Source organism: Pseudomonas sp. BYT-1, from assembly GCF_023611805.1.
GTDB classification, from domain to species: domain Bacteria; phylum Pseudomonadota; class Gammaproteobacteria; order Pseudomonadales; family Pseudomonadaceae; genus Aquipseudomonas; species Aquipseudomonas guariconensis.
In genome coordinates this window covers 4,544,583-4,567,832 of the sequence record NZ_CP072559.1, presented here as the reverse complement: position 1 = coordinate 4,567,832, position 23,250 = coordinate 4,544,583, and the positions used below count along the sequence as shown (strand labels likewise).

General features: G+C 64.0%; 24 protein-coding genes. 13 read left to right on the top strand and 11 right to left on the bottom strand.

What is annotated here, in order from left to right; all coding sequences use genetic code 11:
* Positions 1-45 precede the first annotated feature (45 nt).
* The 4 genes from J5X93_RS21345 to J5X93_RS21330 all read right to left on the bottom strand — a co-directional run bounded on the left by J5X93_RS21345 (position 46) and on the right by J5X93_RS21330 (position 5,331).
* Positions 46-1,380, bottom strand: coding sequence for an imelysin family protein (locus J5X93_RS21345; protein WP_102081634.1), 1,335 nt, complete (start codon positions 1,378-1,380; stop codon positions 46-48).
* A gap of 140 nt (positions 1,381-1,520) precedes the next feature.
* Positions 1,521-3,572 (bottom strand): putative bifunctional diguanylate cyclase/phosphodiesterase, encoded by a 2,052-nt coding sequence (locus tag J5X93_RS21340; RefSeq protein ID WP_090344922.1) that lies wholly within the window; start codon positions 3,570-3,572, stop codon positions 1,521-1,523.
* A 305-nt stretch (positions 3,573-3,877) separates the two neighbouring features.
* Positions 3,878-4,474 (bottom strand): superoxide dismutase, encoded by a 597-nt coding sequence (locus tag J5X93_RS21335; RefSeq protein WP_043213571.1) that lies wholly within the window; start codon positions 4,472-4,474, stop codon positions 3,878-3,880.
* A 257-nt stretch (positions 4,475-4,731) separates the two neighbouring features.
* A complete protein-coding gene (locus tag J5X93_RS21330) occupies positions 4,732-5,331 on the bottom strand; it encodes a LysE/ArgO family amino acid transporter (protein ID WP_043213572.1) in 600 nt (199 codons plus the stop codon).
* 125 nt (positions 5,332-5,456) lie between these two features.
* On the opposite strand from J5X93_RS21330, the gene J5X93_RS21325 reads away from it, so the two are divergent.
* The 3 genes from J5X93_RS21325 to J5X93_RS21315 all read left to right on the top strand — a co-directional run bounded on the left by J5X93_RS21325 (position 5,457) and on the right by J5X93_RS21315 (position 8,304).
* A complete protein-coding gene (locus J5X93_RS21325; protein WP_070576115.1) occupies positions 5,457-6,347 on the top strand; it encodes a LysR family transcriptional regulator ArgP in 891 nt (296 codons plus the stop codon).
* 49 nt (positions 6,348-6,396) lie between these two features.
* Complete coding sequence (locus J5X93_RS21320; RefSeq protein WP_090344926.1) at positions 6,397-7,392, top strand: NAD-dependent epimerase/dehydratase family protein; 996 nt, start codon at positions 6,397-6,399, stop codon at positions 7,390-7,392.
* 87 nt (positions 7,393-7,479) lie between these two features.
* Positions 7,480-8,304, top strand: a complete 825-nt coding sequence (locus J5X93_RS21315) for an ATPase (protein ID WP_043213579.1) — start codon at positions 7,480-7,482, stop codon at positions 8,302-8,304.
* 63 nt (positions 8,305-8,367) lie between these two features.
* On the opposite strand, the gene J5X93_RS21310 is transcribed toward J5X93_RS21315, so the two are convergent.
* From J5X93_RS21310 to J5X93_RS21300, 3 genes are read right to left on the bottom strand one after another with little or no spacing between them, the layout of a single operon-like run.
* Positions 8,368-9,417, bottom strand: coding sequence for an alkene reductase (locus J5X93_RS21310; protein ID WP_090344928.1), 1,050 nt, complete (start codon positions 9,415-9,417; stop codon positions 8,368-8,370).
* 19 nt (positions 9,418-9,436) lie between these two features.
* A complete protein-coding gene (locus J5X93_RS21305) occupies positions 9,437-10,606 on the bottom strand; it encodes an MFS transporter (RefSeq protein ID WP_090344930.1) in 1,170 nt (389 codons plus the stop codon).
* 13 nt (positions 10,607-10,619) lie between these two features.
* A complete protein-coding gene (locus tag J5X93_RS21300; protein ID WP_043213583.1) occupies positions 10,620-10,922 on the bottom strand; it encodes an ArsR/SmtB family transcription factor in 303 nt (100 codons plus the stop codon).
* Between the two features lie 153 nt (positions 10,923-11,075).
* Here J5X93_RS21300 and J5X93_RS21295 point away from each other — a divergent pair, with 153 nt between their 5' ends.
* Complete coding sequence (locus J5X93_RS21295; protein WP_090344932.1) at positions 11,076-11,648, top strand: acyl carrier protein phosphodiesterase; 573 nt, start codon at positions 11,076-11,078, stop codon at positions 11,646-11,648.
* A gap of 113 nt (positions 11,649-11,761) precedes the next feature.
* Here the strand turns inward: J5X93_RS21295 and J5X93_RS21290 are convergent, their stop codons facing one another.
* Together J5X93_RS21290 and olsB are read right to left on the bottom strand one after the other, a co-directional pair.
* Positions 11,762-12,550 (bottom strand): lysophospholipid acyltransferase family protein, encoded by a 789-nt coding sequence (locus tag J5X93_RS21290; RefSeq protein ID WP_090344934.1) that lies wholly within the window; start codon positions 12,548-12,550, stop codon positions 11,762-11,764.
* Positions 12,550-13,305, bottom strand: a complete 756-nt coding sequence (gene olsB / locus J5X93_RS21285; protein ID WP_090344936.1) for an L-ornithine N(alpha)-acyltransferase — start codon at positions 13,303-13,305, stop codon at positions 12,550-12,552. The genes J5X93_RS21290 and olsB overlap by 1 nt, the downstream gene beginning before the upstream one ends.
* A 134-nt stretch (positions 13,306-13,439) precedes the next feature.
* Between olsB and J5X93_RS21280 the strand changes: the two genes are divergently transcribed.
* From J5X93_RS21280 to J5X93_RS21255, 6 genes are all read left to right on the top strand, one after another.
* The gene (locus tag J5X93_RS21280) at positions 13,440-14,327 is read left to right on the top strand and encodes an acyl-CoA dehydrogenase middle domain-containing protein (RefSeq protein ID WP_043214961.1); all 888 of its coding nucleotides are present in this window, start codon (positions 13,440-13,442) and stop codon (positions 14,325-14,327) included.
* A gap of 42 nt (positions 14,328-14,369) precedes the next feature.
* Positions 14,370-15,458, top strand: coding sequence for a serine hydrolase domain-containing protein (locus tag J5X93_RS21275; RefSeq protein WP_411268929.1), 1,089 nt, complete (start codon positions 14,370-14,372; stop codon positions 15,456-15,458).
* On the top strand, positions 15,455-15,751 hold the full coding sequence (locus J5X93_RS21270) for a hypothetical protein (RefSeq protein ID WP_043214957.1): 297 nt from the start codon (positions 15,455-15,457) through the stop codon (positions 15,749-15,751). Before J5X93_RS21275 ends, J5X93_RS21270 begins: the two co-directional genes overlap by 4 nt.
* Before the next feature lie 44 nt (positions 15,752-15,795).
* Positions 15,796-16,377 (top strand): YceI family protein, encoded by a 582-nt coding sequence (locus tag J5X93_RS21265; RefSeq protein WP_043214956.1) that lies wholly within the window; start codon positions 15,796-15,798, stop codon positions 16,375-16,377.
* A gap of 1 nt (position 16,378) precedes the next feature.
* On the top strand, positions 16,379-17,536 hold the full coding sequence (locus J5X93_RS21260; protein WP_070576082.1) for a phospholipase D-like domain-containing protein: 1,158 nt from the start codon (positions 16,379-16,381) through the stop codon (positions 17,534-17,536).
* A gap of 79 nt (positions 17,537-17,615) precedes the next feature.
* On the top strand, positions 17,616-18,182 hold the full coding sequence (locus J5X93_RS21255) for a DJ-1/PfpI family protein (RefSeq protein ID WP_070092394.1): 567 nt from the start codon (positions 17,616-17,618) through the stop codon (positions 18,180-18,182).
* Between the two features lie 183 nt (positions 18,183-18,365).
* On the opposite strand, the gene J5X93_RS21250 is transcribed toward J5X93_RS21255, so the two are convergent.
* Positions 18,366-18,764, bottom strand: a complete 399-nt coding sequence (locus J5X93_RS21250; protein ID WP_102081635.1) for a nuclear transport factor 2 family protein — start codon at positions 18,762-18,764, stop codon at positions 18,366-18,368.
* Positions 18,765-18,879: 115 nt separating this feature from the next.
* Here J5X93_RS21250 and J5X93_RS21245 point away from each other — a divergent pair, with 115 nt between their 5' ends.
* Positions 18,880-19,470, top strand: coding sequence for a GNAT family acetyltransferase (locus J5X93_RS21245; protein ID WP_043214941.1), 591 nt, complete (start codon positions 18,880-18,882; stop codon positions 19,468-19,470).
* Positions 19,467-20,339: a carbon-nitrogen hydrolase family protein gene (locus J5X93_RS21240; RefSeq protein ID WP_102081636.1), complete on the top strand. Its 873-nt coding sequence runs from the start codon at positions 19,467-19,469 to the stop codon at positions 20,337-20,339. The genes J5X93_RS21245 and J5X93_RS21240 overlap by 4 nt, the downstream gene beginning before the upstream one ends.
* A 121-nt stretch (positions 20,340-20,460) precedes the next feature.
* Here J5X93_RS21240 and J5X93_RS21235 read toward each other — a convergent pair whose 3' ends face one another.
* A complete protein-coding gene (locus J5X93_RS21235; RefSeq protein ID WP_250033968.1) occupies positions 20,461-21,984 on the bottom strand; it encodes a fumarate hydratase in 1,524 nt (507 codons plus the stop codon).
* Positions 21,985-22,239: 255 nt separating this feature from the next.
* Here J5X93_RS21235 and J5X93_RS21230 point away from each other — a divergent pair, with 255 nt between their 5' ends.
* Positions 22,240-23,172 (top strand): iron-sulfur-binding ferredoxin reductase, encoded by a 933-nt coding sequence (locus J5X93_RS21230; RefSeq protein ID WP_102081637.1) that lies wholly within the window; start codon positions 22,240-22,242, stop codon positions 23,170-23,172.
* Positions 23,173-23,250 lie beyond the last annotated feature (78 nt).

The following is a 23,250-nucleotide window of genomic DNA, read 5'->3' as shown; positions in this document are numbered from 1 at the left end:
AAAAGGCGGCCCGAAGGCCGCCCCTGTCGAACCACTGGATCCGGATCAGAATTCGTGATCGGCGGTGTCCGGGTTCAGGTTGGCGATGCCCAGCTTGCCGGCGGCTTGCTCGATCGAGCCGGTCTGTTTGACCAGGGATGCGATGGCGTCACGCACGATCTGGTTGCCAGCAGCGTTGTCAGCCGCGATCAGCTGGTCGTAGTGTTCGCCTTTGAGGGCGTGGTCGACCATGACCTGGATCTTCGCCTCGGTGGCTTCCAAGTCCGCCTTGAGGGTGGCGTCGGTGGCCGGATCGACCTTGGCGACCAACTCCGACAAGCTCGGGCCGCTCAGCTTGGAGCCGTCGGCGCGGGTGTACTCGCCCAGGTAGACGTTGCGGATACCCTTGGCGTCGTAGAAGTGCGAGTAGTGGGTGTTGTCGCTGAAGCAGTCCTGCTCGTCTTCTGGCGAGTTGGCCTCCAGGGAGACCTTCATGCGCTCACCGGCCAGTTCGCCCAGCGACAGGCTGCCCATACCGAACAGCATTTTGCGCAGACCATCGGCCACAGGCTCGGCCTCCAGCTTGGCGCGGTAGTTGTCGCTGACGTTCGGCGCCCAGTTGGCGACCATTTCTTCCAGATCCTGGACCAGCAGTTGGGTCACGGCCTTCAGGTAGGCGCGACGGCGCTCGTTGTGACCGCCAGTGGCGCCTTGGCCTTCCAGGTAGTCCGAAGCCGGGCGGTTGCCGGCGCCTGGGCCGGTGCCGTTGAGGTCCTGGCCCCACAGCAGGAATTCGATGGCGTGATAGCCGGTGGCGACGTTGGCCTCGGAACCGCCCAGCTCGTTCAGGCTGGCCAGTTTCTCAGGGGTGATGTCCTTGACGTCGACCTTTTCTTCGCCGACCTGGACTTCGGTGTTGGCAATGATGTTGGCGCTGGCCGCCGGGTTGCCCAGGGCGTGCTCGTAGCTCTTGTCGACGTAATCGATCAGGCCTTCGTCCAGAGGCCATGCGTTCACCTGGCCTTCCCAGTCGTCGATGATGGTATTGCCGAAGCGGAACACTTCGCTCTGCAGGTACGGCACACGAGCCGCTGCCCAGGCTTGCTTGGCAGCCATCAGGGTCTGGTCGTTGGGCTTGGCCAGGAAGGCGTCGATGGCGGTCTGCAGGGTCTTGGCGGTGCTCAGCGAGTCGCTGTAGACGGCGTGGACCATCTCGGCATAGTGCTTGACCACGGCCTTGCCGGCCGCTTCGTCGACAGCCCCGGGCGCTGCGGTGGCGCTTGCGGCAGCCGGTGCCTGGGCTTGCGGCGCGGCAGCCTTGTCATCCTTGCTCTCACCGCAACCGGCGAGGGCGATGGCGATGGCCAGCAGACTGGCGGAGGCCAGAGGCATTCGAATCATTGTAGGTATCCTGCGTCGTGAGGTTGGACAGTGTGGCCTGCGAAACCGCAACATAATGCGAAAGATTTGCATTTTGTGTAAAGGGGCAGGTGCGCAATTCATGCGCAAGGGTCGCTTTCGCGATCAAGCGGTCGCTGGGGTCAGAACGCGGTGACTTGGTTGCGCTGCGCGTGCTTGAGGAAGGCCGTCAGTTCGCGAGCCGACAGCGGCTTGCTGTAGTGGTAGCCCTGACCCTCATGGCAGCCCTGGGCGATGATGTAGGCTTCCTGCTCGGCGGTTTCCACGCCTTCGGCGATCACCTGCATGCCCAGGCTCTTGCCCAGCTGGATGACAGCCCGGACGATGGTGGCGTCGTCATCGTCATCCAGCAGGTCCTGGACGAAGCTCTTGTCGATCTTGATCTTGTCCAGCGGCAACGACTTCAGGTAGCTGAGCGAGGAGTAACCGGTCCCGAAGTCATCGATGGCGATCAGCGCCCCGGAGCGGCGCAGGCTCAGCAAGTGCTGGGCGGCGGTGCTGATGTCCTCCATCAGGCCGGTCTCGGTCACCTCCAGCTCCAGGCTGCGCGGGGGCAGGCGGTAGATCTGCAACAGGTTGTTCACCACCCGGGGCAGCTCGCTGTGGTGCAGCTGCACGGTGGACAGGTTGACGGCCATGCGCAGGTCGCTGAAGCCCAGGTCGTGCCATTCACGCAACTGTCGGCAGGCCTGGTCGAGCACCCACTCGCCGATGCCGATGATGCTGCCGTTCTGTTCGGCCAGAGGGATGAACTGGTCGGGCGGAACCATGCCCAGCTCTGGGTGCTGCCAGCGCAACAGGGCTTCGACGCCGACCACACGGTGATCGCGGTAGCTGATCTGGGGTTGGTACACCAGGTACAACTGGTTGCGCGGCAGGGCTTCGCGCAGGTCTTTTTCCAGCTCGCGGCGCCGACGCATCTCGCTGTCGACGCTGGCGATATAGAACTGGTAGCGGTTACGGGATCGGGCCTTGGCCAAGGTCATGGTCTGCTCGGCTTTTTGCAGCAGTTTCTCGGTGCTGTCGCCATCTTCGGGGAACAAGGTGATGCCGATGGTAGCGCGCAGCCGGATGTTCTGGTGATCCAGGGGGAAGGGCATTTCCAGGTCGTCGAGGATGCTCTGGGCGAGCTCGGCGGCCTCGTACGGTTGTTCGATGTCGGCCTGGACCAGGGCGAACTGGTCCCCACCGAGCCGCGCCAGGGCGCCGAGGCGGCCGCTGTGGGCACGCAGGCGGTCGGCCAAGGCCAGCAACAATTGATCGCCGACTTGATAGCTGAATTGCTCGTTGATGCCCTTGAAATCGTCCAGCCCCACGCACAACACCGCGACCCGGCGCTGCAGGCGGCCACCATCGACGAGAATCTTGTCCAACTGCTGCTGGAACTGCTGGCGGTTTGGCAGCCCGGTGAGGAAGTCGTACTGGGCCATGCGTTGTAGGCTGTTCTCGGCTTCGTGGCGCAGGTGGGTGTTGCGTTCGATGGAGGCCAGCAACTGGTTGGCGGTGTTGACCCACAGCCCCAGCTCGTTCTTTTCGTGGCCCTTGAGCAGCGGGATCTCATGCTGGCTGGGGCGGTCGGGATTGATCTGGGTGAGGTGCTCGATGAGCTTGGACAATGGCTTGGTCAGCAGCCAGTGATAGACCAGATACAGCACCAGGCCCATGGCGAGCGCGCGCAGCACCCCGGAAATGAAGATGATCACTGCATTGATCAGAAAGCCTTCGCCATAGGTGGCGGTGTCCAGGGTGATGCTCAGGTCGCCGTAATACTCGCTGTACGGCCCACGGCCGACCAGTTGGGTGGTGAAGGTCCTTTGCTGACCGAGGATCAGGTCGGTCAGCCAGCGTGCGGGCGTGTCCTGAAGCGGACGGGATTTTTCCGCGAGCATGGTTTCGTTGGGGTGGCCGATGGAGGCCGCGCGCACTGAAGCGTCCTGGAACAGGCCTTCCATGACCTGCATGCCCATCTCCCGGTCAAGGCTGTAGACCGCTTGGGTAGACGGGTCGCGGAACATGTCGAGGATGCGTTGGGCATCGTTGTTGACGGACTGGCGGGTCTTGTAGGCGTCATAGACGATCTGCGCGCAGCTGAGGACAACGCCGACAGCCAGCGCCGAGAGCAGCACGACCCTGAGCAACTTGACCGACAAGCTGTCCCGAAATTCCAGCTTCAATGGGGTTTCCTTAATCCATGCGCATGCCATTATTTTGCCATTACCCTTGGCAATACACTATCGACCGATTGTCGCGACAGGTGACGGCCGTCGTTCATCCTCTCATGGGCAATATATCGGTTGTGGGGACTGGCGACTTGAGTGCGCTGTATCAACTTTCCAGAAGATTCATGTTAGCGCGCTATCGGGTGTGGGCAAGCGCTGGCGAAGCGTGTGCGTGTGCGAGGGCCTCATTGGCGAAACCTGCACAAAAAAAATCCGACGCATGAGCGTCGGATTTCTTGGATCGAAGGTTACCCCAGGCATCAGGCCTTGAAGGTTTTGCCTTCGAACTGCTCGGCCACGAAGGCCCAGTTGACCAGGTTCCAGAACGCCTCGACGTACTTAGGACGCAGGTTGCGGTAGTCGATGTAGTAGGCGTGTTCCCAGACGTCGCAGGTCAGCAGCGGGGTGTCGCCGCTGGTCAGCGGGTTGCCGGCGCCGATGGTGCTGGCCAGGGCCAGGGAACCGTCGGCCTTCTTCACCAGCCAGCCCCAGCCGGAACCGAAGGTGCCGACGGAAGTCTTGGTGAACTCTTCCTTGAACTTGTCGAAGGAACCGAAAGCCTTGGTGATGGCATCGGCCAGGGCGCCGGTTGGCTGGCCGCCGCCGTTTGGCGACAGGCAGTTCCAGTAGAAGGTGTGGTTCCAGACTTGAGCGGCGTTGTTGAAGATGCCACCCGAGGAGGTCTTGACGATGTCTTCCAGGGACTTGCCCTCGAATTCGGTGCCTGGGACCAGGTTGTTCAGGTTCACGACATAGGTGTTGTGGTGCTTGTCGTGGTGATACTCCAGGGTTTCCTTGGAGATGTGCGGCTGCAGGGCATCGTGGGCGTACGGCAGCGGCGGCAATTCAAAAGCCATGGTGGATCTCCTGATTCAGGTCTGTTCGCGGTTTGCGCAAGGCCGATCACGGGCGGCCCGAGGTGCGTCAGCGCGTTTGACACGCTTTGCGACGCAAGGGCTGGATCATAGCACCGGCCCTTGCGCATAACCACGCAACAAACATAGGGAATAGTGGGCGCTGCGAGCTTCACGCAAGCGTCAAGCTTCAAGCTTCAAGCTGGAAGAGGGCGCCGTGTCTGCCTTTGGCTTGCAGCTTGCAGCTTAGAACTCACCCTTCAAGAAAAGATCAATTGCGCGGCGACGGCGAACATCATCACAGCCACCATCAGGTCCAGCAGGCGCCAGGTGGCTGGACGGGCGAGCCATGGCGCAAGCCAGGCCGCGCCCAGCGCAAGGGTCGAGAACCACACCAGCGAGGCACTGGCGGCGCCGGCCACATAGGCCCCAGGTACGGTCTGTTGGGCGCCCAGCGAGCCGATCAGCAGCACGGTGTCGAGGTAGACATGAGGGTTGAGCAGGGTCACTGCCAGGGCGCTGAGCAACACCGCGCGACGCGAGCGCATGCCTTGGCCTTGCTGGTGTTGCAGGCTCTGCTTGGAGCACGCGCTACGCAGTGCCTTGGCCCCGTACCAAATGAGGAACACCGCACCGCCCCAGCGTGCGACCGCCAGCAAGGTCGGGTTGTGAGCCAGGACCGTGGCCAGGCCGAACACCCCGGCGGCCACCAGGATGGCATCGCAGATGATGCACAGCGCGGCCACCGGCAAGTGATGCTCGCGGCGCAGGCTCTGGGCCAGGACGAAGGCGTTCTGTGCGCCGATGGCCATGATCAGGCCGAATGCCACCAGCATGCCGTTCAGATAGCTTTGCCACATAACAGGAACACTCCACTGACGCCGAACAAGCGCCGGCGTTGATTACCCAAGAAGATGCTGGCCATTGTGAGGAAATGCCCTGTATAAGAAAAACAAATAAAGCTGATCTGGCATTAGAGAAATAGATGTTCGACTACAAGCTGCTTGCCGCCCTCGCTGCCGTCATCGAACAAGGCGGTTTCGAACGTGCTGCTCAAGTTCTGGGCCTGTCGCAATCGGCCATTTCCCAGCGCATCAAGCTGCTCGAGGCGCGGGTCGGCCAGCCGGTGCTGGTGCGGGCCACGCCACCGAGCCCCACCGAGGTGGGGCGACAGTTGCTCAACCATGTGCAGCAGGTGCGTCTGCTTGAGCGTGACCTGCAGCGCCAGGTCCCGGCGCTGGACGAGGAAGGCCTGCCCGAGCGCCTGCGTATCGCCCTCAACGCCGACAGCCTGGCGACCTGGTGGGCGGGTGCGGTGGGGGATTTCTGCGCGGGGCAGCAGGTGTTGCTCGATCTGGTAGTCGAAGACCAGGAGGTCGGCCTCAAGCGCATGCGTGCCGGCGAAGTGGCGGCGTGCCTGTGTGGCAGCGAGCGGCCGGTGGCCGGCGCGCGCAGCGTGTTGCTGGGGGCCATGCGTTACCGGGCATTGGCCAGCCCCGCGTTCATGGCCCGGCACTTTGCCCAGGGGTTCGAGGCCCGGCGCCTGGCGCGGATCCCGGCAGTGGTGTACGGCCCGGATGATTTCCTGCAACACCGCTACCTGGCTTCGTTGGGCATCGAGGGCAGTTTCCTGTATCACCTGTGCCCTTCGTCCGAAGGGTTTCTGCGCATGACCGAGGCCGGTGTGGGGTGGGGGTTGGTGCCGGAATTGCAGGCCCGCGAACAACTGGCCAGCGGCCAATTGGTGGAAATCTGCACCGATACCCCCATCGACGTGCCGTTGTACTGGCATCATTGGCGCAATGGCGGGCAGTTGCTCGCTCAGCTGACCGAGCACCTGCGCCATACGGCGTCGAGCTGGCTGGTGCCCTTGTAGGCGCGGACGGCGTCAGCTGCATCTGTAATTTGGCAAGGCGGAGTGTTACATGCGAATTCTGGTCACCGGTGCGAGCGGCTTCATCGGCGGGCGCTTTGCGCGCTTTGCCTTGGAGCAGGGCCTGGAGGTGCGGGTCAATGGCCGGCGCGCCGAGGGCGTTGAGCATCTGGTCAAGCGCGGCGCCCAGTTCATTTCTGGCGACCTAGGCGATGCCGAGCTGGCCCGGCGGCTCTGTCAGGGTGTCGACGCGGTGGTCCATTGCGCTGGCGCCACCGGCCACTGGGGTCGCTATCAGGATTTTCACCAGGGTAACGTGGTGGTCACCGAGAACGTGGTGGAAGGCTGCTTGAAGGAGCACGTGCGGCGCCTGGTGTACCTGTCGTCGCCGTCGCTGTACTTCAATGGCTCCTCGCGTCTTGATATCCGCGAGGAGCCATTACCTCGGCGATTTCATGACCTTCAGGCGTCGACCAAGCGCCTGGCCGAACAGAAGGTCTTCGGCGCCCAGGAGTTCGGCCTGGAAGTGCTGGCCCTGCGACCGCAACGGGTCACCGGCGCGGGCGATGCCGGTTTCTTCCCAAGGCTCATGCAGCTGCAGCGCAAGCGCCGCCTGGCCATCATCGGCAATGGCCTTAACAAGGCCGATTTCACCAGTGTGCACAACCTTAACGAAGCCCTGCTCAGCGCTCTGTTCGCCGATGAGCAGGCGCTTGGCCAGGCCTACAACATCAGCAACGGCCAACCGTTGCCGCTGTGGGATGTGATCAATTACGTGATGCGCCAGATGCAGCTGCCCCAGGTTACCCGCTACCGTGGCTATGGCCTGGCCTACAGCCTGGGCGCGTTGAACGAGGCCGCCTGCCTGCTGTGGCCAGGCCGTCCACAACCGACCCTGTCGCGCCTCGGGGCGCAGATGATGAGCAGGGATTTCACTTTGGATATCAGCCGCGCGCGGCAACATCTGGACTACCGGCCCAAGGTCAGCCTGTGGACCGCGCTGGATGAATTCTGCGCCTGGTGGAAGAACGTGCCCGGCCAACAATGAACCCCGGCCGAGGATAATGGTCATCAGTGCGCCGCTCTGGCGGTTTATACTCATGCCTCTTTGCTATTACTGTGGTTGAAAGCCTCCATGCGTAACGACCCCCTCGACGATTTCGACGATGTGCCGACCCTGCGTGCCGGTACTCCGGATGATGATGAACTGCTCCCGGCGCACGTGGCACGGAGCCGGCGCAAGGCCGCGCGTCCGGCCAGCACGGGCCCGCTGTGGGCGCTGCTGGGGGCCTCGGTCATCGCCCTGGCGGGCCTGGGATGGTGGAGCTTCCAACAGATCTCGCTGATGGAGCAGCAGTTGGTAGCGACCCAGGAGAGCTTCGCCCGGATCAGCGAAGAAGCCGCGGGGCGACTTCAGGCGATCAGCGGCAAAGTCGAGGCCAGCGAGTCCAGTGTCAACACCGGTAGCGAGGCCTTGAAGCTGCAGATCCGCCAGTTGAAGGCGAGCTTGGCCGAGCAGAGCAAGCAGCAGCAGGGTGTGGCGGGCCAGGCGGGGGATCTGGGCAAGCGTCTGGAGCAGGTCTTGGCCGATACCCGTGCACAGCAAAAAGCGGTGACAGAATTGCAGAGCCAGTTGCAGGCGCAGCTCAAGGCGGTCAATGGTGAGTTGGCCGCGCTCAAGTCCGGCCAGCTCGATGGCGGCAAGCTCGACGGCCAGATCAAGAGCCTGAGCAGCGAAGTGGCGAGCCTGAAGAAACAGGGTAATCCCAGTGCGGCGATCGAGAGCCTGGAGCAGGATGTGCTGGTGCTCAAGAGTCAGATCGACAACCGCCCGGCACCTAGCGCTGGTGGGGCTTCGGTGCAGGAGTTCGATGCCTTCCGCAGCCAGGTGACCCGCAACCTCAATACCTTGCAGAGCCAGATCCAGAACCTGCAACAGCAGATCAACGCCCGGCCTTGAATCTACTGAGCTGTGTTCGCGGGTGAACCCGCTCCCACAAGGCTTGTAGGAGCGGATTTACGATCACATCCGCGGATAGTCGATGTAGCCCACCGGCCCTTTGGCGTAGAAGGTCTCCGGGCGCGGCTCGTTCAGCGGCGCATCGGCGGCCAGACGGGCGGGCAGGTCGGGGTTGGCGATGAATGGGATGCCAAAGGCCACCGCGTCGGCTTTGCCGCTGGCCAGCGCCGCGTTGGCACTGGCTTTGTCGAAGCGCTCATTGACGATGTACGGGCCACCGAAGGCTTCCTTGATCAGCGGGCCGATGCTGTCGTCGGCTTCTTTCTCCCGCGAGCAGATGAATGCGATGCCGCGCTTGCCCAGCTCCCGAGCGACATAGCTGAAGGTCTCGGCACGGTCGGCATCGCCCATGTCATGGGCGTCGGCCCGTGGTGCCAAGTGCACGCCTACACGATTGGCGCCCCACACCTCGATCGCCGCGTCGGTCACCTCCAGCAGCAGACGAGCACGGTTTTCCAGGGAGCCGCCGTAACGGTCGGTGCGCTGGTTGGTGCTGCTTTGCAGGAATTGATCGAGCAGGTAGCCGTTGGCCCCGTGGATCTCTACGCCATCGAAGCCGGCCGCCTTGGCATTTTCGGCACCGGTGCGGTAGGCCTCGACGATGTCGGCGATTTCTTCGGTCTCAAGGGCTCGTGGCGTCGGGTACTCGGTGATCGGACGGATCAAGCTGACGTGGCCCTTGGGCTGGATCGCGCTCGGGGCCACCGGCAGTTCGCCGTTGAGGTACTGGGTGTGGGAGATGCGCCCGACGTGCCACAGCTGCAGGAAGATGCGCCCACCAGCCCCGTGCACGGCCTTGGTGACGTTGGTCCAGCCGCGCACCTGTTCGTCCGACCAGATGCCGGGAGTGTCAGGGTAGCCAACGCCCATGGGGGTCACCGAGGTGGCCTCGCTGAGGATCAGTCCGGCGCTGGCGCGTTGCACGTAGTACTCGGCCATCAATGCGTTGGGCACTCGGCCTTCGTCGGCGCGGCAACGGGTCAATGGGGCCATGATGATGCGGTTGGGCAGTTGCAGGTCGCCCAGTGTGATCGGATCGAAGAGCGTGGTCATTGGCGTAGCCTCGCGAGGGTCAGTTGGAAGCGGTGGCCAGTTCGGCGTTGCCGCCGCGCTGGTGGAAGGTAATCAAGGTGACGATCAGCGCCAGGATCGCCAGGGCAGCCGCGGCCAAGGGCACGCGGGTCAGGCCGAAGCCGTGGGCGATGACACTGCCGCCGACCCAGGCGCCCAGGGCATTGCCCAGGTTGAAGGCACCGATGTTCAGGGTCGACACCAGGTTGGGTGCGGCCTTGCCGTAAGTCACCACGTTGACCTGCAGGGCAGGCACGGCGGCAAAGGCGGCGGTGGCCCAGAGGAACAAAGTGATCTCGGCAGGTACCAGGGCCGTGCTGGTCCAGCTCAACGCCGTGGACACCACTGCCATGGCGGCGAACACACCCACCAGAGTCGCCCCCAGGCGGCGGTCGGCGAGCTTGCCGCCGAGGATGTTGCCCACGGTCAGGCCCAGGCCGATCAACAGCAAGGTCCAGGTGACGCCACGTGGCGATACGCCGGTGACGTCGCCGAGCAGGGGGGCGACGTAGGTGAACAGGGCGAACATCGAGGCCGAGAACAGCACGGTCATGCTTAGCGACAGCCAGATGCCGGCCCCCTTGAGGGCGCCCAGTTCGGCGCGCATGTCGACTTTCTCTTCCTGGCGCTGCAGCGGCAGGTAGCGCACCAGGCCGATCAGTGCGATCACGCCGATGGCGGTCACCGCCCAGAAGGTCGAGCGCCAGCCAGCGGCCTGGCCCAGCGCAGTCCCCAAGGGCACGCCGAGCACGTTGGCCAGGGTCAAGCCGGTGAACATCAGGGCCACGGCCGAGGCGCGGCGGTTGGCCGGTACCAGGCTTGCCGCCACCACCGAGCCGATGCCGAAGAAGGCGCCATGGCACAGGGCGGTCACCACGCGGGCGAACATCAAAAGGTCATAGTCCGCGGCCACCGCGCAGAGCAGGTTGCCGACGATGAACACGCCCATCAGCGTCACCAGCGCGGCCTTGCGCGGCAGACGCGCAGTGGCCAGGGCCATGAACGGTGCGCCGATGGCCACCCCCAGGGCGTAGCCGGTCACCAGCCAGCCGGCACCGGGGATGGTCACCCCCAGGTCCTGCGCCACATCGGGCAGCAGGCCCATGATGACGAATTCGGTGGTGCCGATGGCGAAGGCGCTGAGCGCCAGGATCATCAGGGAAAGAGGCATTGCAAGGTCCTTGTCAGAGCTCTTGGCTCATCTGCTGGAGGAACGCCTGGATGGTGTCCTCGTTGCGTTTGAAGAAGTGCCACTGGCCGATCTTCTGGCTGCTGATGAGGCCCGCGCGCTGCAAGGTGGCCAGGTGGGCGGAGACGGTCGACTGCGACAGGCCGCAGCGTTGGTCGATTTGCCCGGCACAGACGCCGTATTCGGTGCTGTGCTGCTGGTCGGGGAACTGCGCAGCCGGGTCCTTGAGCCAGGTGAGGATTTCTCGCCTTACCGGGTGGGAGAGGGCTTTTATTATTTCGTCGAGATCAAGAGGCATGGTGGGACTCATGGTGTGTAGCGTTATATCGCGATGAGGCGAAATATAAATCGGTATTTCGCGATATACAAATATGAAGAGGTTCTTAGCTGAGCGCGAATCGCTATATCGCGTTATAACGATATGGTTCCCGTGAGTGCTAGACTGGGCGCCATGAACTACCTCGCACACCTGCATCTGGGCGGCCGAGAGCCGCAACAACTGCTCGGCAGCCTGTATGGCGATTTCGTCAAAGGTTCGCTGCAAGGGCGCTTCCCGCCGGCCCTCGAGGCTTCGATTCGTCTGCACCGCCATATCGACAGCTACACCGACAGCCACCCGCTGGTACTGGCGGCGCTGGCGCGCTTTCCCCGTGAGCGGCGGCGTTTTGCCGGGATCGTCCTGGATGTGTTTTTCGACCACTGCCTGGCGCGGCACTGGGACGATTACGCCGCACAGCCGCTGAGCGCCTTCACCGGAGACTTCTACCGCGTACTGCTCGCCGAGCCGGCACTGCCCGGGCGGCTGGCGCATATCGCCCCGTTCATGGCCGCAGACGACTGGCTGGGCGCCTATGGCGATTTCGACACGCTGGAGCAGGTGTTTCGCGGTATCGCCCGGCGGTTGTCACGGCCGGAAGGCATGGACGGGGTGATGGGGGAGTTGGAGGTGTTGTACGAGCCGTTGTTGGCGGATTTTCGCGAGTTCTATCCGCAGTTGCAGGCTTTTGCGCTGGCGAGTCGATGAACCTTCATACGACCGTACGGGCCTTTTCGCGGGTAAACCCGCTCCCACAAGGCACCGCCACCCTTATCGGAGCGGGTTTACCCGCGAAAGGGCCGATTGGACCGCCACACGACTCAGGCCGCCTTCGCTTGCCGTCGCGGCACCGCTTCCCACCCGTCGGCGCCATACAAGGCCAGCTGCACCGCCTGCTGCGCCTGGAACGCCAGCACCGCCCGCTCCTTGCCTAGGCTGGGGATCGGCTCCAGCAGCTGGATGATCACTTCCCCGTGCGGCTGGCGGAACAAACGCATCAGGTGAGACACCAGGTCGTCATCGCCAATAAACGGCGCGATCGGGTCCGCTTGACCGTTGCGCAGGTACTGGATCGCCACCGGCTGCACCGGGGTGCCTTGGTCGATGGCGCCGGCCAGCAGCCGGCCATGGAAGGTACGCAGGGCGCGGCCGTTGGTGGTGGTGCCTTCCGGAAAGATCAGCAGCGGCCGTTGCTGGGCCAACTGCTCACCGATCTGCTGAGACAGGCGCTGGCCGTCACCACCGCCACGGCGGATGAACAGGGTGCCGGCTTTTTCCGCCAGCCAACCGGCCAGCGGCCAGTGGCGCACTTCGGCCTTGGACAGGAACGACAGCGGCGTGAGCATGCCAAGCAGGGGGATGTCGGTCCAGGACACATGGTTGCTGACCCACAGCATCGGCTGTAACGGTAAAGGGCCAATCACTCGGACCTCGAAGGGCAGGGCGGCGACCAGATACCGCATGAACAGGCATGTCCAGCGCTGGCGCCGTTGGCAGGAAGGCTTCAGGCCCAGGCGTTCTCCCAGGGTGATCGCGCTGGCCATGACGATGCCCAGTGCCAGCACCAGCAGCAGACGCGACAGGCGGGCGAATGCCCGCAATCCAGGCATCACACCGCCGCCTTGAAGTGGCGGGCGTAGCGCGGGCAGAGGTCGTCGCGCTTGAGCAGGATGAACACATCGGCGACCTGGAAATCCTCGTCCCAGCACGGTTCGCCGCAGATCTTCGCGCCCAGGCGCATGTAAGCCTTGAGCAAGGGCGGCATTTCGGCGATGACGTTGTTCGGCAGGGCCAGGGTCGGCAGTGGTTTTTTCGGCTCGGCCCGCAGGTGCTCGGTGCACAGGTAGCGTTCGCGCAGGCGCTGCATGATGGCGTGGGCCTGCACGCCGCCGTCCTGCATGGGAATGCTGGCGCACCCCATCAAGTAGTTGTAGCGGCCTTCGTTGAGCACTTCGGCGAGCTCGCCCCAGAGCACGGCAATGGTGCCGCCATTGCGATAGGCCGGGTCGACGCAGGTACGGCCCAGCTCCAGGATCGGCCCCTGCAGTTCCAGCAGGCCGTGCAGGCTGAACTCTTCTTCGCTGTAGAAGCGTCCCAGGCTGCTGGCGGCCTGGTGGTCGAGCAGACGGGTAGTGGCGACCAGTTGGCCGGTGGCCAGGTCACGCACGCCGATGTGGCGACAATGGATGTCGTAGTCGTCCATGTCCAGGCCCAGTTCCGCGCCCTTGAGCTTGGCCTGGAATTCGGCGCTGAACACTTTGAAGCGCAGGGCCTGTGCTTCCTGAAGCGCCGTGGCGCCGACCAGGCGTTCGGCTTGCAGACGGCGTTCAGTGCTGGTGTCGCCAGAGCGTGCGGTCCGAGTCATTGCGAGTCTCCATGAGCCAGCCAAGGGTTGCGGCCGGTCGACTTTGTTGTGCAAAGTCAGCCTAGGTACGCGCGGTGTCACCCCCGTGAAGCTTTGGTGATGCTTGCGTGACAACCCCTGACGAGGAGCCTGAGATGCCCTGGTTGCAACGAGTCAACGACCCCTACCGCCAGCCCGAGGCCCAAAGCCTGGGTGAAGGCTACGCCGCCCTGCTCGAGCGTCTCGGGCCAGTCTCGCCCTTCGAGCTGGCGGTGCTCGGTGGGCGGGCGATGGCGACGCCGGGGCTGGCTTTTCTAGTCGGTTACCAAGCGGCCCTGCGTGTGCTCTGGCCCAGTGCCCCAGCCAGCCTGGGTGCCTTGTGTGCCACCGAGCGGCGCAGCGTGCGGCCGGCGGACATGCAGACCCGCCTGGAGAACCTGCGCCTGACCGGCAGCAAGGATTTCGTCACCGCCGGGCTGGACGCCGAATGGCTGCTGGTGGCGGCGCGCAGCGAGGCTGATGGCGAGAAGCCTCGACTGCAACTGGCGGTGGTCTACCCGGGTGAGGCAGGGGTGACGCTGGAGGCCTTGCCCACCTTGCCGTTGATGCCCGAAGTCGGCCATGCGCGCCTGCAGTTGCACCAGGCCGCCTGCGAACGGCTCGCCGGTGATGGTTGGGATGCCTACGTCAAACCCTTCCGCTCGTTGGAAGACCTCTACGTGCTCGCCGCGCTGGTGGCCTGGCTGTATGGCGTCGGTCAGGAAAGTGCCTGGCCCCAGGACCTGCGGCTGCGTTTACTGGGCCTGCTGGGTGGATGCGCCGAGGGCAGCCGACAGTGCGCCGACAGCGCCGCCTGCCACTTGCTGCTGGGCGGTCTGTTCGCCCAGTTCCATGCGCTGCGCGAGACGATCGACAAAGCCCTGGCGGGCGGGCCGCCTCACTGGATGCAGTTGTGGCAGCGCGATCAGGGCGTGCTGGCGCTGGCCACGGCGGCGCGGGAGAAGCGCCTGCACAAGGCCTGGGCCGCTGTCGGATTGTCATGAAACCCTGGCAGGCTCGCCCGTTCAGCCACGTGAGGGGCGGCCATGGGCAGGTTGGGGAAATTGCTGGGCATTCTGGCAGGGGTGAGCGTTTCGGCGTGGGCCGAGTCGTGGCCGGATCCGCAGTGGCAGCGCGAACCTGCGGCCATCGACTGGCAGGCGGTCGAGGCCTATGCCTTTCCCGACCGCGACGAGACCGGGCGCACGGGTGTGCGCAGCGATGCGCTGCTGGTCATCCGTGACGGGCGTATCCTGTATGAGCGCTACGTCGCGCCCACCCGTGCCGACACCACGCACCTGACCTGGTCGATCAGCAAGAGTGTGCTGGCCACTGTGCTGGGGGTGGCTTACGGCGAAGGGCGCTTTACCCTCGATGCGCCGGCATGGCACTACTATCCGCCGCTCAAGGTGCATTCGGAACTGCGCATCGTCGACCTGCTGCATTGGGCCAGCGGCCTGGCCTGGCAGGAGGACTACGAATACGCACCGCTCAAGTCCTCGGTGGTGGCCATGCTGTATACCCGTGGCCGTAAGGACATGGCTGCCTTCACCGCAGCGCAGCCGGCCGAGGTGGCACCGGGCGAGCGCTTTCGCTACTCCAGTGGCGACAGCAACCTGCTGGCGGCGGCCTTGCGCGGCATGCTGCCCCCCGACAGCCGTGATGCCTACCCATGGCAGGCGTTGTTCGAGCCCTTGGGTATTCGCCGCGCAGTCTGGGAGCGCGATAGCGCCGGCACCTACGTGGGCTCCTCCTATCTTTATTTGAGTGCGCGAGACCTGGCCCGCATCGGCCTGCTGATGCTGCGTGATGGGCGTTGGCAAGGGCGGCAACTGTTGCCCAGGGACTGGGTGGCGTTCAATCGGCAGCTGTTCGAGCGGGCCGAGGCGATCCCGGACGAGGCCAATCCTGGCGGGCACTGGTGGCTCAACCAGCCGTTGCCGGGCCAGCCGGCGCCATGGCCGGACGCTGCCCAAGACGTCTATGCCGCACTGGGTCATTGGGGCCAGGCACTTTATGTGGTGCCTTCGCAGAAATTGGTGATCGTGCGTTACGCCGATGACCGCGATGGCACCTACCAGCACAACGAACTGCTCAAGCGGGTGTTGGCGGCCGTTGCGGGGGAGGGCAGATGAAGCGCGTCCTGCTGTTGTTGATGGTGGCGTTGCTGGTGTGGGCGTGGCACGAGCGCCAGGCGTTGGCGGATTTTCCGAGCATCCTGTCGGCCTACTCGGCCAAGGAGTACTGCTCGTGCCGCTTCGTCATGGGCTTCGATGAGGTCTACTGCCGGGGTTATGTACAGCAGTACCTGCCCTTGGGCAGGTTGGAAGAGGACCACGCGCGACGTCGGGTGCTCGCTGAAGGCTTGGGACGGCGCAATCAGGCAGCCTGGGTGAACGCGCGGGAGGGCTGCCGCTTGCTGCCGTGAAGGCGGGCGGGTAAGGTTGACGGCCTTGTTACACGAGATTTCAAATGTTCAAACTGCCCCGTCTACTGCCTGCTCTGCTCATGGCCTTGTGCCTGCCTGCCCATGCCAGCTGGCACCTGGATGGCGAGTCCTCACGTTTGTCTTTTGTCACCAGCAAGAATGGTGACACCTCCGAGGTGCATCGCTTCCTGGTGTTCCATGGCAAGGTCGACGGCAAAGGCAATGCCCAGGTCAGCATCGAAATGGATTCGGTCAGCGGTGGCATACCGCTACGTGACGAGCGCATGCGCAACGAGCTGTTCCAGGTCGCCAAGTTTCCCGAGGCCCTTGTGCAGACGAAGATCGACCTGCGCCCCATCAACGACCTGGCCAATGGCGCCCAGGTCGAACTGCGTCTACCGGTGACTGTGACCCTGCACGGGCAATCGCACCGCTACGATACCTTGCTGCTGGCCACCCGTCTGGATGAACGTCGTTTCCAGGTGGTAACCCTGGAGCCGTTGATCCTGCGTGCCGAGGAGTTCGATCTGTTGCCGGGGCTGGCGTCCCTGCGCAAGCTTTCCGGTGTTGCGTCCATCAGCCCATCGGTGCCGGTGAGTGCGGTGCTGATCTTCTCCGCCCGCTGACATGCCGGGGCCGGTCTTCCCCTGGCGGGATGGCAACGAGTTCGAACTGCTGATCGACGGCCCCGAATTCTTTCCGCGCATGCTCCTGGCGATCGTGCGCGCCGAATTCCAGGTCGATCTGGAGCTCTATCTGGTCGAAGCCGGTCGCTGTGCAGATGCGGTGGTCGAGGCCTTGGAGCAGGCCGCCAGCCGTGGCGTGCGGGTTCGCTGCCTGTTCGACGACTATGGCTCGCTGGCCTTCCCCTCAGCGTTGCGCCAACGCCTGGAGGCGGCGGGCGTACAGGTGCGCTACTACAACCGCCTGCGTTGGCGGCGTGGGGTTCGCAACCTGTACCGGGACCACCGCAAGCTGCTGCTGGTCGATGAATGCTGGGCAGTGGTGGGCGGGACGGGCGTTACCGATGAATTCTGGACCCCAGGCGTCGACACCAGCGAATGGCATGAAGTGATGGTGCGAATGGAAGGCCCCATCGTCACCGACTGGCAACTGTTGTTCGATCGCCAGTGGCACGCCAACAATCGGCGCACCGCCTGGCGGCCAGCCGAGGGCTTTGGCCTGCCCCGCCTGCCGCGGGTGCCCGCCCAAGGCCAGGGCATGGGCCGGGTGGCCTACGCCGACGCCCGTCAGCATCAGGACATCTTGCACTCGCTGGTGCGTGCCCTCAACAGCGGCCAACGGCGCATCTGGCTGGCCACACCGTACTTCCTCCCGACCTTCAGTGTGCGTCGCTCCCTGCGACGAGCGGCGCAGAAGGGCATCGACGTGCGCCTACTGCTCACCGGCCCGCGCACCGACCACCCGGCGGTCCGTTACGCCGGGCACCGCTATTACCCCCGTCTACTGCGCGCCGGCGTTCGGATCTTCGAGTATCAGCCGTGCTTCCTGCACCTGAAGATGGTGCTGGTGGACGAGTGGGTCAGTGTGGGGTCCTGCAACTTCGATCATTGGAACCTGCACTTCAACCTCGAGGCCAATGTAGAAGCCCTCGACCCGCCCCTGACGGCGGCGGTGGCCGCCAGCTTCGAGCGAGACTTCGCCCTCAGCCAGGAAGTCGACCTGGCACGCTGGCATGCCCGGCCCTTCTGGCGTCGGCTGCAGCAGCGGCTGTGGGGGTGGCTCGACCGGCTGGTGGTCAATCTGCTCAATCGTCGCGACTAGACCTGTGGTGAGTACCCGTACACGCTGAAGCGGACTATCGTGCAGGGATTGTTCCCATGCAACGGAAGGGGTGGATGCGATGACGGCCAAGAAAATTCTCATGCTGGTGGGTGACTTCGTCGAGGACTACGAAGTGATGGTGCCGTTCCAGGCACTGAAGATGGTCGGGCATACGGTGCATGCGGTGTGTCCGGAGAAGTTGGCCGGGCAGACGGTGCGCACGGCGATCCATGACTTCGAGGGCGACCAGACCTACAGCGAGAAGCCTGGGCACAACTTTGCCTTGAACTTCGATTTCGTGCAGGTTCGGGCCGAGGGGTACGACGCGTTGTTGATCCCCGGTGGCCGGGCGCCTGAGTACCTGCGCCTGGATGAGCGGGTGCTGGCGCTGGTCAAGGCCTTCGACCAGGCGGGCAAGCCGATCGCGGCGGTGTGTCACGGGGCGCAGTTGCTGGCGGCGGCAGGTGTGCTGGAGGGGCGTGAGTGCAGTGCGTATCCTGCGTGTGCACCTGAGGTACGGTTGGCGGGGGGGCGGTTTGTGGATATCGCTCTGGACCAGGCGCATGTGGATGGGAATCTGGTGACGGCGCCTGCCTGGCCGGCGCATCCTGCCTGGTTGGCGGCGTTTCTGCGGGTGCTTGGGTAGTTTCTTGGGCTAGGTCGGTGTCGGTGTCGGTGGGTTCATTCATTTGAGTTGTCGACGCTGACTCACCGTTTCGCCCTTACGGCGGGTCACTTTTGCCCAAGAGCAAAAGTAGGTCGCCGTAAGGGCGAGAAGCGCCATCAGCGCCCCCACCAACATTGGATATTCACACGCTCCTCAAAAAGCTCAACCTACCTGCTCAACCCAATCATTCAAGTTGTAGTAATTGGTCACCCGAGCAATCTTCCCACAATGGATATAGAAGAACGCCCCCGCCGGCAGCACATACGTCTGTCCGTTGGCCGGTGGCAGCCCTTCGTCGTCGGCCAGGTACTCCCCATGTACGGTGAACTCCGCCGCCGCACGGCTCCCATCGGCATTCTGCATCACCACGATGTCCGCCAGACGCTCCCGGTAGCAGCGGTTCATCTTGTCCATGAACGCTGCAAACGCCGCTTTGCCCATCTGCCGCTCACCCTGGTTGATGTCGTGAATCACATCTTCGCTGAGCAATCCGAGGAAGGCGGGCATGTTGCCAGCATTGAAGGCTGCGTAATAAGCGTTCACAAGTTCGGTAGCGGTCATGGCAATGTTCCTGTCGTGTACGGGAAAGGGGATGGCTTGGGCCGGATGATAGGGTTTCCCCTCAAGCCCGGCTTAGCCGAGCGCGTCATCCACATCGACAAAACGACCGCTAAGCATGGAAATCCGCCTGTTGCACGGCGCCGCGATTGCGCCTTACATCGATGACCTCGCTCGCCTGCGCCTTTCGGTGTTTCGCGAGTTTCCCTACCTTTACGACGGTACGCCGCAGTACGAGGCCGACTACTTGTCCACCTACGCCCGCTCCGGGCGCAGCCTGGCGGTGCTGGCCATCGACCAAGGGCAGGTGGTGGGGGCCTCCACGGGCCTGCCTCTGGTCGACGAGACGCCTGAATTCCAACAGCCGTTCCTGGCCCAAGGGCGCGATCCTGCGAGCGTCTACTACTTCGGCGAGTCGGTGCTATTGCCGGCTTACCGGGGCCAGGGCTTGGGTGTGCGCTTTTTCATCGAGCGCGAGTCTTACGCTCACAAGCTCGCCGAATTCGACTACTGCGCGTTCTGCTCGGTCGAGCGGCCGGCCGGGCATCCCCGGCGTCCTGCCGACTACAAGCCCTTGCACGGCTTCTGGCGCAATCGGGGCTTCCTGCATGAGCCGTCGCTGCGCACGACCTATGCCTGGCGCGACCTCGACGAGGAGCAGGCATCGGCGAAGATCATGTCCTTCTGGCTCAAGGAACTACCCTTGTGATCCGTCTGGCCGCTTGCCAGTACGCCATCGAGCTGCACACGACCTGGGCGGCCTATGCCGAGCACCTCCAGAGCTTGTGCGCCGAGGCTGTCGAGGGCGGCGCGCAGTTGTTGCTGCTGCCTGAGTATGCGGGGTTGGTCCTAAGTGGCCAGTTGCCCTCTGAGCAACGGAGCGACCTGAAGGGATCGATCGCTGGGATCCAGCCGCTGATCGAGCCCTGGCTTGCCTTGTGCGAGGGAATCGCTCGGCGCTGGGGAATCTATCTGCAGCCAGGCAGCCTGCCGGTGCTCGAGACGGACGGGCGCTACCGCAACCGTGCCTGGTTGTTCGGACCGGACGGCGTGCTGGGTTATCAGGACAAACTGATCATGACCCGCTTCGAGCGTGAGCAATGGAACATCGCTGCTGGTGAAGGGCTCAAGGTGTTCGATACGGCGCTGGGACAATTGGGCATCCTGATCTGTTACGACAACGAATTCCCCCTGCTCGCCCGATACTTGGCCGAACGAGGCGCCGACTTGATCCTGGCCCCAAGCTGTACTGACACCGAGGCTGGTTATCACCGGGTGCGCATCGGTGCCCAGGCCCGAGCACTGGAGAATCAGATCGCGGTGCTGCAAAGCCCGACGGTGGGTATGGCGCCTTGGTCGCCGGCGCTTGACGAGAATATCGGACGGGCAGGGCTGTTCGTGCCGCCGGATTACGGCATGCCGAGTAATGGGGTGATTGCCGAGAGCGCCGAGCTTTGCCCTGATGGCAGTCGCTGGCTGCTGGGTAAAGTCGATCTGGAGGAAGTACGTCGGGTTCGACGCGAAGGACAGGTGTTCATCCGGCGGGACTGGCCGGAGCAGTTCGACAGAATTGGATAGGACAGTTGCGGCCCCTTCGCGGGTGAACCGGCTCCTACGAACGCTCCACTGTTTTGGAGTTCAGTGGATGCCCTGTGGGAGCGGGTCCATCCGCGAAGAAGGCGCCGCTGCTACATCAGGCTTACTTCACTTCAACCGCAAGGCTCTGCGCGATCTTGCTCTGCCACAGGGCGGGACCGGTGATGTGCACCGACTCACCGTTGCTGTCCACCGCGACGGTGACCGGCATGTCCTTGACCTCGAACTCGTAGATCGCTTCCATGCCCAGCTCGGCGAAGGCCAGGACCTGGGACTTGCGGATTGCCTGGGCCACCAGGTAGGCGGCGCCGCCAACGGCCATCAGGTACACCGCTTTGTTGTCCTTGATCGCCTCGATGGCGGTCGGGCCACGCTCGGACTTGCCGATCATGCCCAGCAGGCCGGTCTGCTCGAGGATCTGGCGGGTGAACTTGTCCATGCGGGTGGCGGTGGTCGGGCCGGCAGGGCCTACCACTTCGTCACCGACCGGATCGACTGGGCCGACGTAATAGATGAAGCGGCCTTTGAGGTCGACCGGCAGCTCTTCGCCGCGGTTGAGCATCTCGACCATGCGCTTGTGCGCGGCGTCACGACCGGTGAGCATCTTGCCGTTGAGCAGCAGGGTCTCGCCCGGCTTCCAGCTGGCGACTTCTTCCGGGGTGATCGCGTCGAGGTTGACGCGGCGGGCACTCGGGCCGGCTTCCCAGACGATTTCCGGGTAGGCGTCCAGCGACGGCGCTTCCAGCTCGGCCGGGCCGGAGCCGTCCAGCACGAAATGGGCGTGGCGGGTGGCGGCGCAGTTCGGGATCATGCAGACCGGCAGCGAGGCGGCGTGGGTCGGGTAGTCCATGATCTTGACGTCGAGCACGGTGGTCAGACCGCCCAGGCCCTGGGCACCGATACCCAGCTGGTTGACCTTCTCGAACAGCTCCAGGCGCAGTTCTTCGATGCGGTTCTGCGGGCCACGGGCCTTGAGCTCATGGATGTCGATGGACTCCATCAACACTTCCTTGGCCATGACCGCAGCTTTCTCTGCAGTGCCGCCGATGCCGATACCCAGCATGCCAGGCGGGCACCAGCCGGCGCCCATGGTCGGGACAGTGTTCAGGACCCAGTCGACGATCGAGTCGGATGGGTTGAGCATGGCCATCTTCGACTTGTTCTCCGAGCCACCGCCCTTGGCTGCGACGTCGACCTCGACCTTGTCGCCGGGCACGATGGAGTAGTGGATGACGGCCGGGGTGTTGTCCTTGGTGTTCTTGCGGGCACCGGCGGGGTCAGCCAGGATCGAGGCGCGCAGGACGTTTTCAGGCAGGTTGTAGGCGCGACGCACACCCTCGTTGATCATGTCGTCGACGCTCATGGTGGCGCCATCCCAGCGCACGTCCATGCCCACGCGCACGAACACGGTGACGATACCGGTGTCCTGGCAAATCGGGCGGTGGCCGGTGGCGCACATGCGCGAGTTGATCAGGATCTGGGCGATGGAGTCGCGCGCAGCGGGCGACTCTTCACGCAGATAAGCCTCGTGCATCGCCTGGATGAAATCGACGGGGTGGTAGTACGAGATGAATTGCAGGGCGTCGGCAACGCTCTGAATCAGGTCGTCTTGCTTGATCACGGTCATGCAGCGCGCTCCTCTTAAAGACGGGAACATTCAAAAAGGCTCTTCCGACACAGCCGACCAGCGCGTCGAAACACCTTGCAAGGCGCGCCGGCAGGCAGTGGCCGACGCAAAAGGGCGCGGCAGTATAGCGCGCATCGATGCCCGGCACACCTGCGCGTGGTCTGGACCAAGGTCGGCATGCTGTGGGCATCCTTTTTGCTCAATTGCCGGGCAAGCCCTAGAGTGGGCGCAGTGATGTGTGGAGATGTTTCGATCATGCCCGAACTTCGCGTCGGCGAGCACCGCTGGAGCGTGCCGGCCGCCAGCAACCTGCTCGACGCCCTCAACGAGGCCGGCTATGCCGTGCCCTACAGCTGCCGCGCCGGCAATTGCCACGCCTGCCTGGTGCATTGCCTGGAAGGCCAGCCCGAGGATGCCATGCCCGAGGCCTTGAGCAGTGAGCAGCGCGAGCAGGGCTGGCGCCTGGCCTGCCAGTGCCGGGTGAACGGCGATCTGCAGGTCGCCGTCTTCGACCCGCTGACCGACGGCTTGCCTGCGCGGGTCTGCGAGCTGGACTGGTTCGGTGACGTATTGCGTTTGCGTCTGCAACCCGAGCGGCCTCTGCGCTATCAGGCAGGCCAACATCTAGTGCTGTGGCAGCAGGGCGTTGCACGGCCTTATTCGCTGGCCAGCCTGCCAGGCGAGGACAGGTTTCTGGAGTTTCATCTGGACTGCCGCCTGCCGGGTGCCTTTTGCGATAAAGCCAGGCATTTGGTCGTCGGCGACGGACTGCGCCTGGGTGAGCTCAGGGGCGGTGCCCTGCACTACGACGCCGGGTGGCAGGATCGGCCGCTATGGCTGCTGGCGGCAGGGACAGGGCTTGGGCCGTTGTGGGGGATTCTGCGCGAGGCGCTGCGACAGGGGCATCAGGGGGAGATCAAGGTGATGCACGTGGCGCGGGATCGCCAGGGACATTATCTGGCTGGCCCCTTGAATGAGCTGGCGAGCCGTTATCCACAGGTGAATGTGTGCTGCGTGACCGCAGAGGCGTTGGAGGAAGCGTTGGCGGGGCTGTGCCCTTCGTCGCGACAGACGGTGGCGCTTGCGTGCGGAGCGCCGGGCAGTGTGGAGCAGTTCGCGCGGCGGCTGTTCATTGCCGGTGTGCCGAGGAACCAGGTGTTTGCCGATGTGTTCACCGAACATGCCTGAGTGAACAGAGGAGGGCGTTGCCCTCCTTTCGCGATGCAAGGCCGCCCCCACAGGTAAAGCGGTGGGCGCTGGCCAAGC

Bases quoted from the DNA above. Each gene is read 5' to 3' on its own strand.
- J5X93_RS21275 (WP_411268929.1), top strand. From the start codon at position 14,370: ATGGGCAGGTTGGGGAAATTGCTGGGCATTCTGGCAGGGGTGAGCGTT.
- J5X93_RS21270 (WP_043214957.1), top strand. From the start codon at position 15,455: ATGAAGCGCGTCCTGCTGTTGTTGATGGTGGCGTTGCTGGTGTGGGCG.
- J5X93_RS21230 (WP_102081637.1), top strand. From the start codon at position 22,240: ATGCCCGAACTTCGCGTCGGCGAGCACCGCTGGAGCGTGCCGGCCGCC.
- J5X93_RS21280 (WP_043214961.1), top strand. From the start codon at position 13,440: ATGCCCTGGTTGCAACGAGTCAACGACCCCTACCGCCAGCCCGAGGCC.
- J5X93_RS21250 (WP_102081635.1), bottom strand. From the start codon at position 18,764: ATGACCGCTACCGAACTTGTGAACGCTTATTACGCAGCCTTCAATGCT.
- J5X93_RS21300 (WP_043213583.1), bottom strand. From the start codon at position 10,922: ATGCCTCTTGATCTCGACGAAATAATAAAAGCCCTCTCCCACCCGGTA.
- J5X93_RS21235 (WP_250033968.1), bottom strand. From the start codon at position 21,984: ATGACCGTGATCAAGCAAGACGACCTGATTCAGAGCGTTGCCGACGCC.
- J5X93_RS21245 (WP_043214941.1), top strand. From the start codon at position 18,880: ATGGAAATCCGCCTGTTGCACGGCGCCGCGATTGCGCCTTACATCGAT.
- J5X93_RS21325 (WP_070576115.1), top strand. From the start codon at position 5,457: ATGTTCGACTACAAGCTGCTTGCCGCCCTCGCTGCCGTCATCGAACAA.
- olsB (WP_090344936.1), bottom strand. From the start codon at position 13,305: ATGACTCGGACCGCACGCTCTGGCGACACCAGCACTGAACGCCGTCTG.
- J5X93_RS21260 (WP_070576082.1), top strand. From the start codon at position 16,379: ATGCCGGGGCCGGTCTTCCCCTGGCGGGATGGCAACGAGTTCGAACTG.
- J5X93_RS21305 (WP_090344930.1), bottom strand. From the start codon at position 10,606: ATGCCTCTTTCCCTGATGATCCTGGCGCTCAGCGCCTTCGCCATCGGC.
- J5X93_RS21345 (WP_102081634.1), bottom strand. From the start codon at position 1,380: ATGATTCGAATGCCTCTGGCCTCCGCCAGTCTGCTGGCCATCGCCATC.
- J5X93_RS21310 (WP_090344928.1), bottom strand. From the start codon at position 9,417: ATGACCACGCTCTTCGATCCGATCACACTGGGCGACCTGCAACTGCCC.
- J5X93_RS21295 (WP_090344932.1), top strand. From the start codon at position 11,076: ATGAACTACCTCGCACACCTGCATCTGGGCGGCCGAGAGCCGCAACAA.
- J5X93_RS21255 (WP_070092394.1), top strand. From the start codon at position 17,616: ATGACGGCCAAGAAAATTCTCATGCTGGTGGGTGACTTCGTCGAGGAC.
- J5X93_RS21335 (WP_043213571.1), bottom strand. From the start codon at position 4,474: ATGGCTTTTGAATTGCCGCCGCTGCCGTACGCCCACGATGCCCTGCAG.
- J5X93_RS21290 (WP_090344934.1), bottom strand. From the start codon at position 12,550: ATGCCTGGATTGCGGGCATTCGCCCGCCTGTCGCGTCTGCTGCTGGTG.
- J5X93_RS21330 (WP_043213572.1), bottom strand. From the start codon at position 5,331: ATGTGGCAAAGCTATCTGAACGGCATGCTGGTGGCATTCGGCCTGATC.
- J5X93_RS21265 (WP_043214956.1), top strand. From the start codon at position 15,796: ATGTTCAAACTGCCCCGTCTACTGCCTGCTCTGCTCATGGCCTTGTGC.
- J5X93_RS21315 (WP_043213579.1), top strand. From the start codon at position 7,480: ATGCGTAACGACCCCCTCGACGATTTCGACGATGTGCCGACCCTGCGT.
- J5X93_RS21320 (WP_090344926.1), top strand. From the start codon at position 6,397: ATGCGAATTCTGGTCACCGGTGCGAGCGGCTTCATCGGCGGGCGCTTT.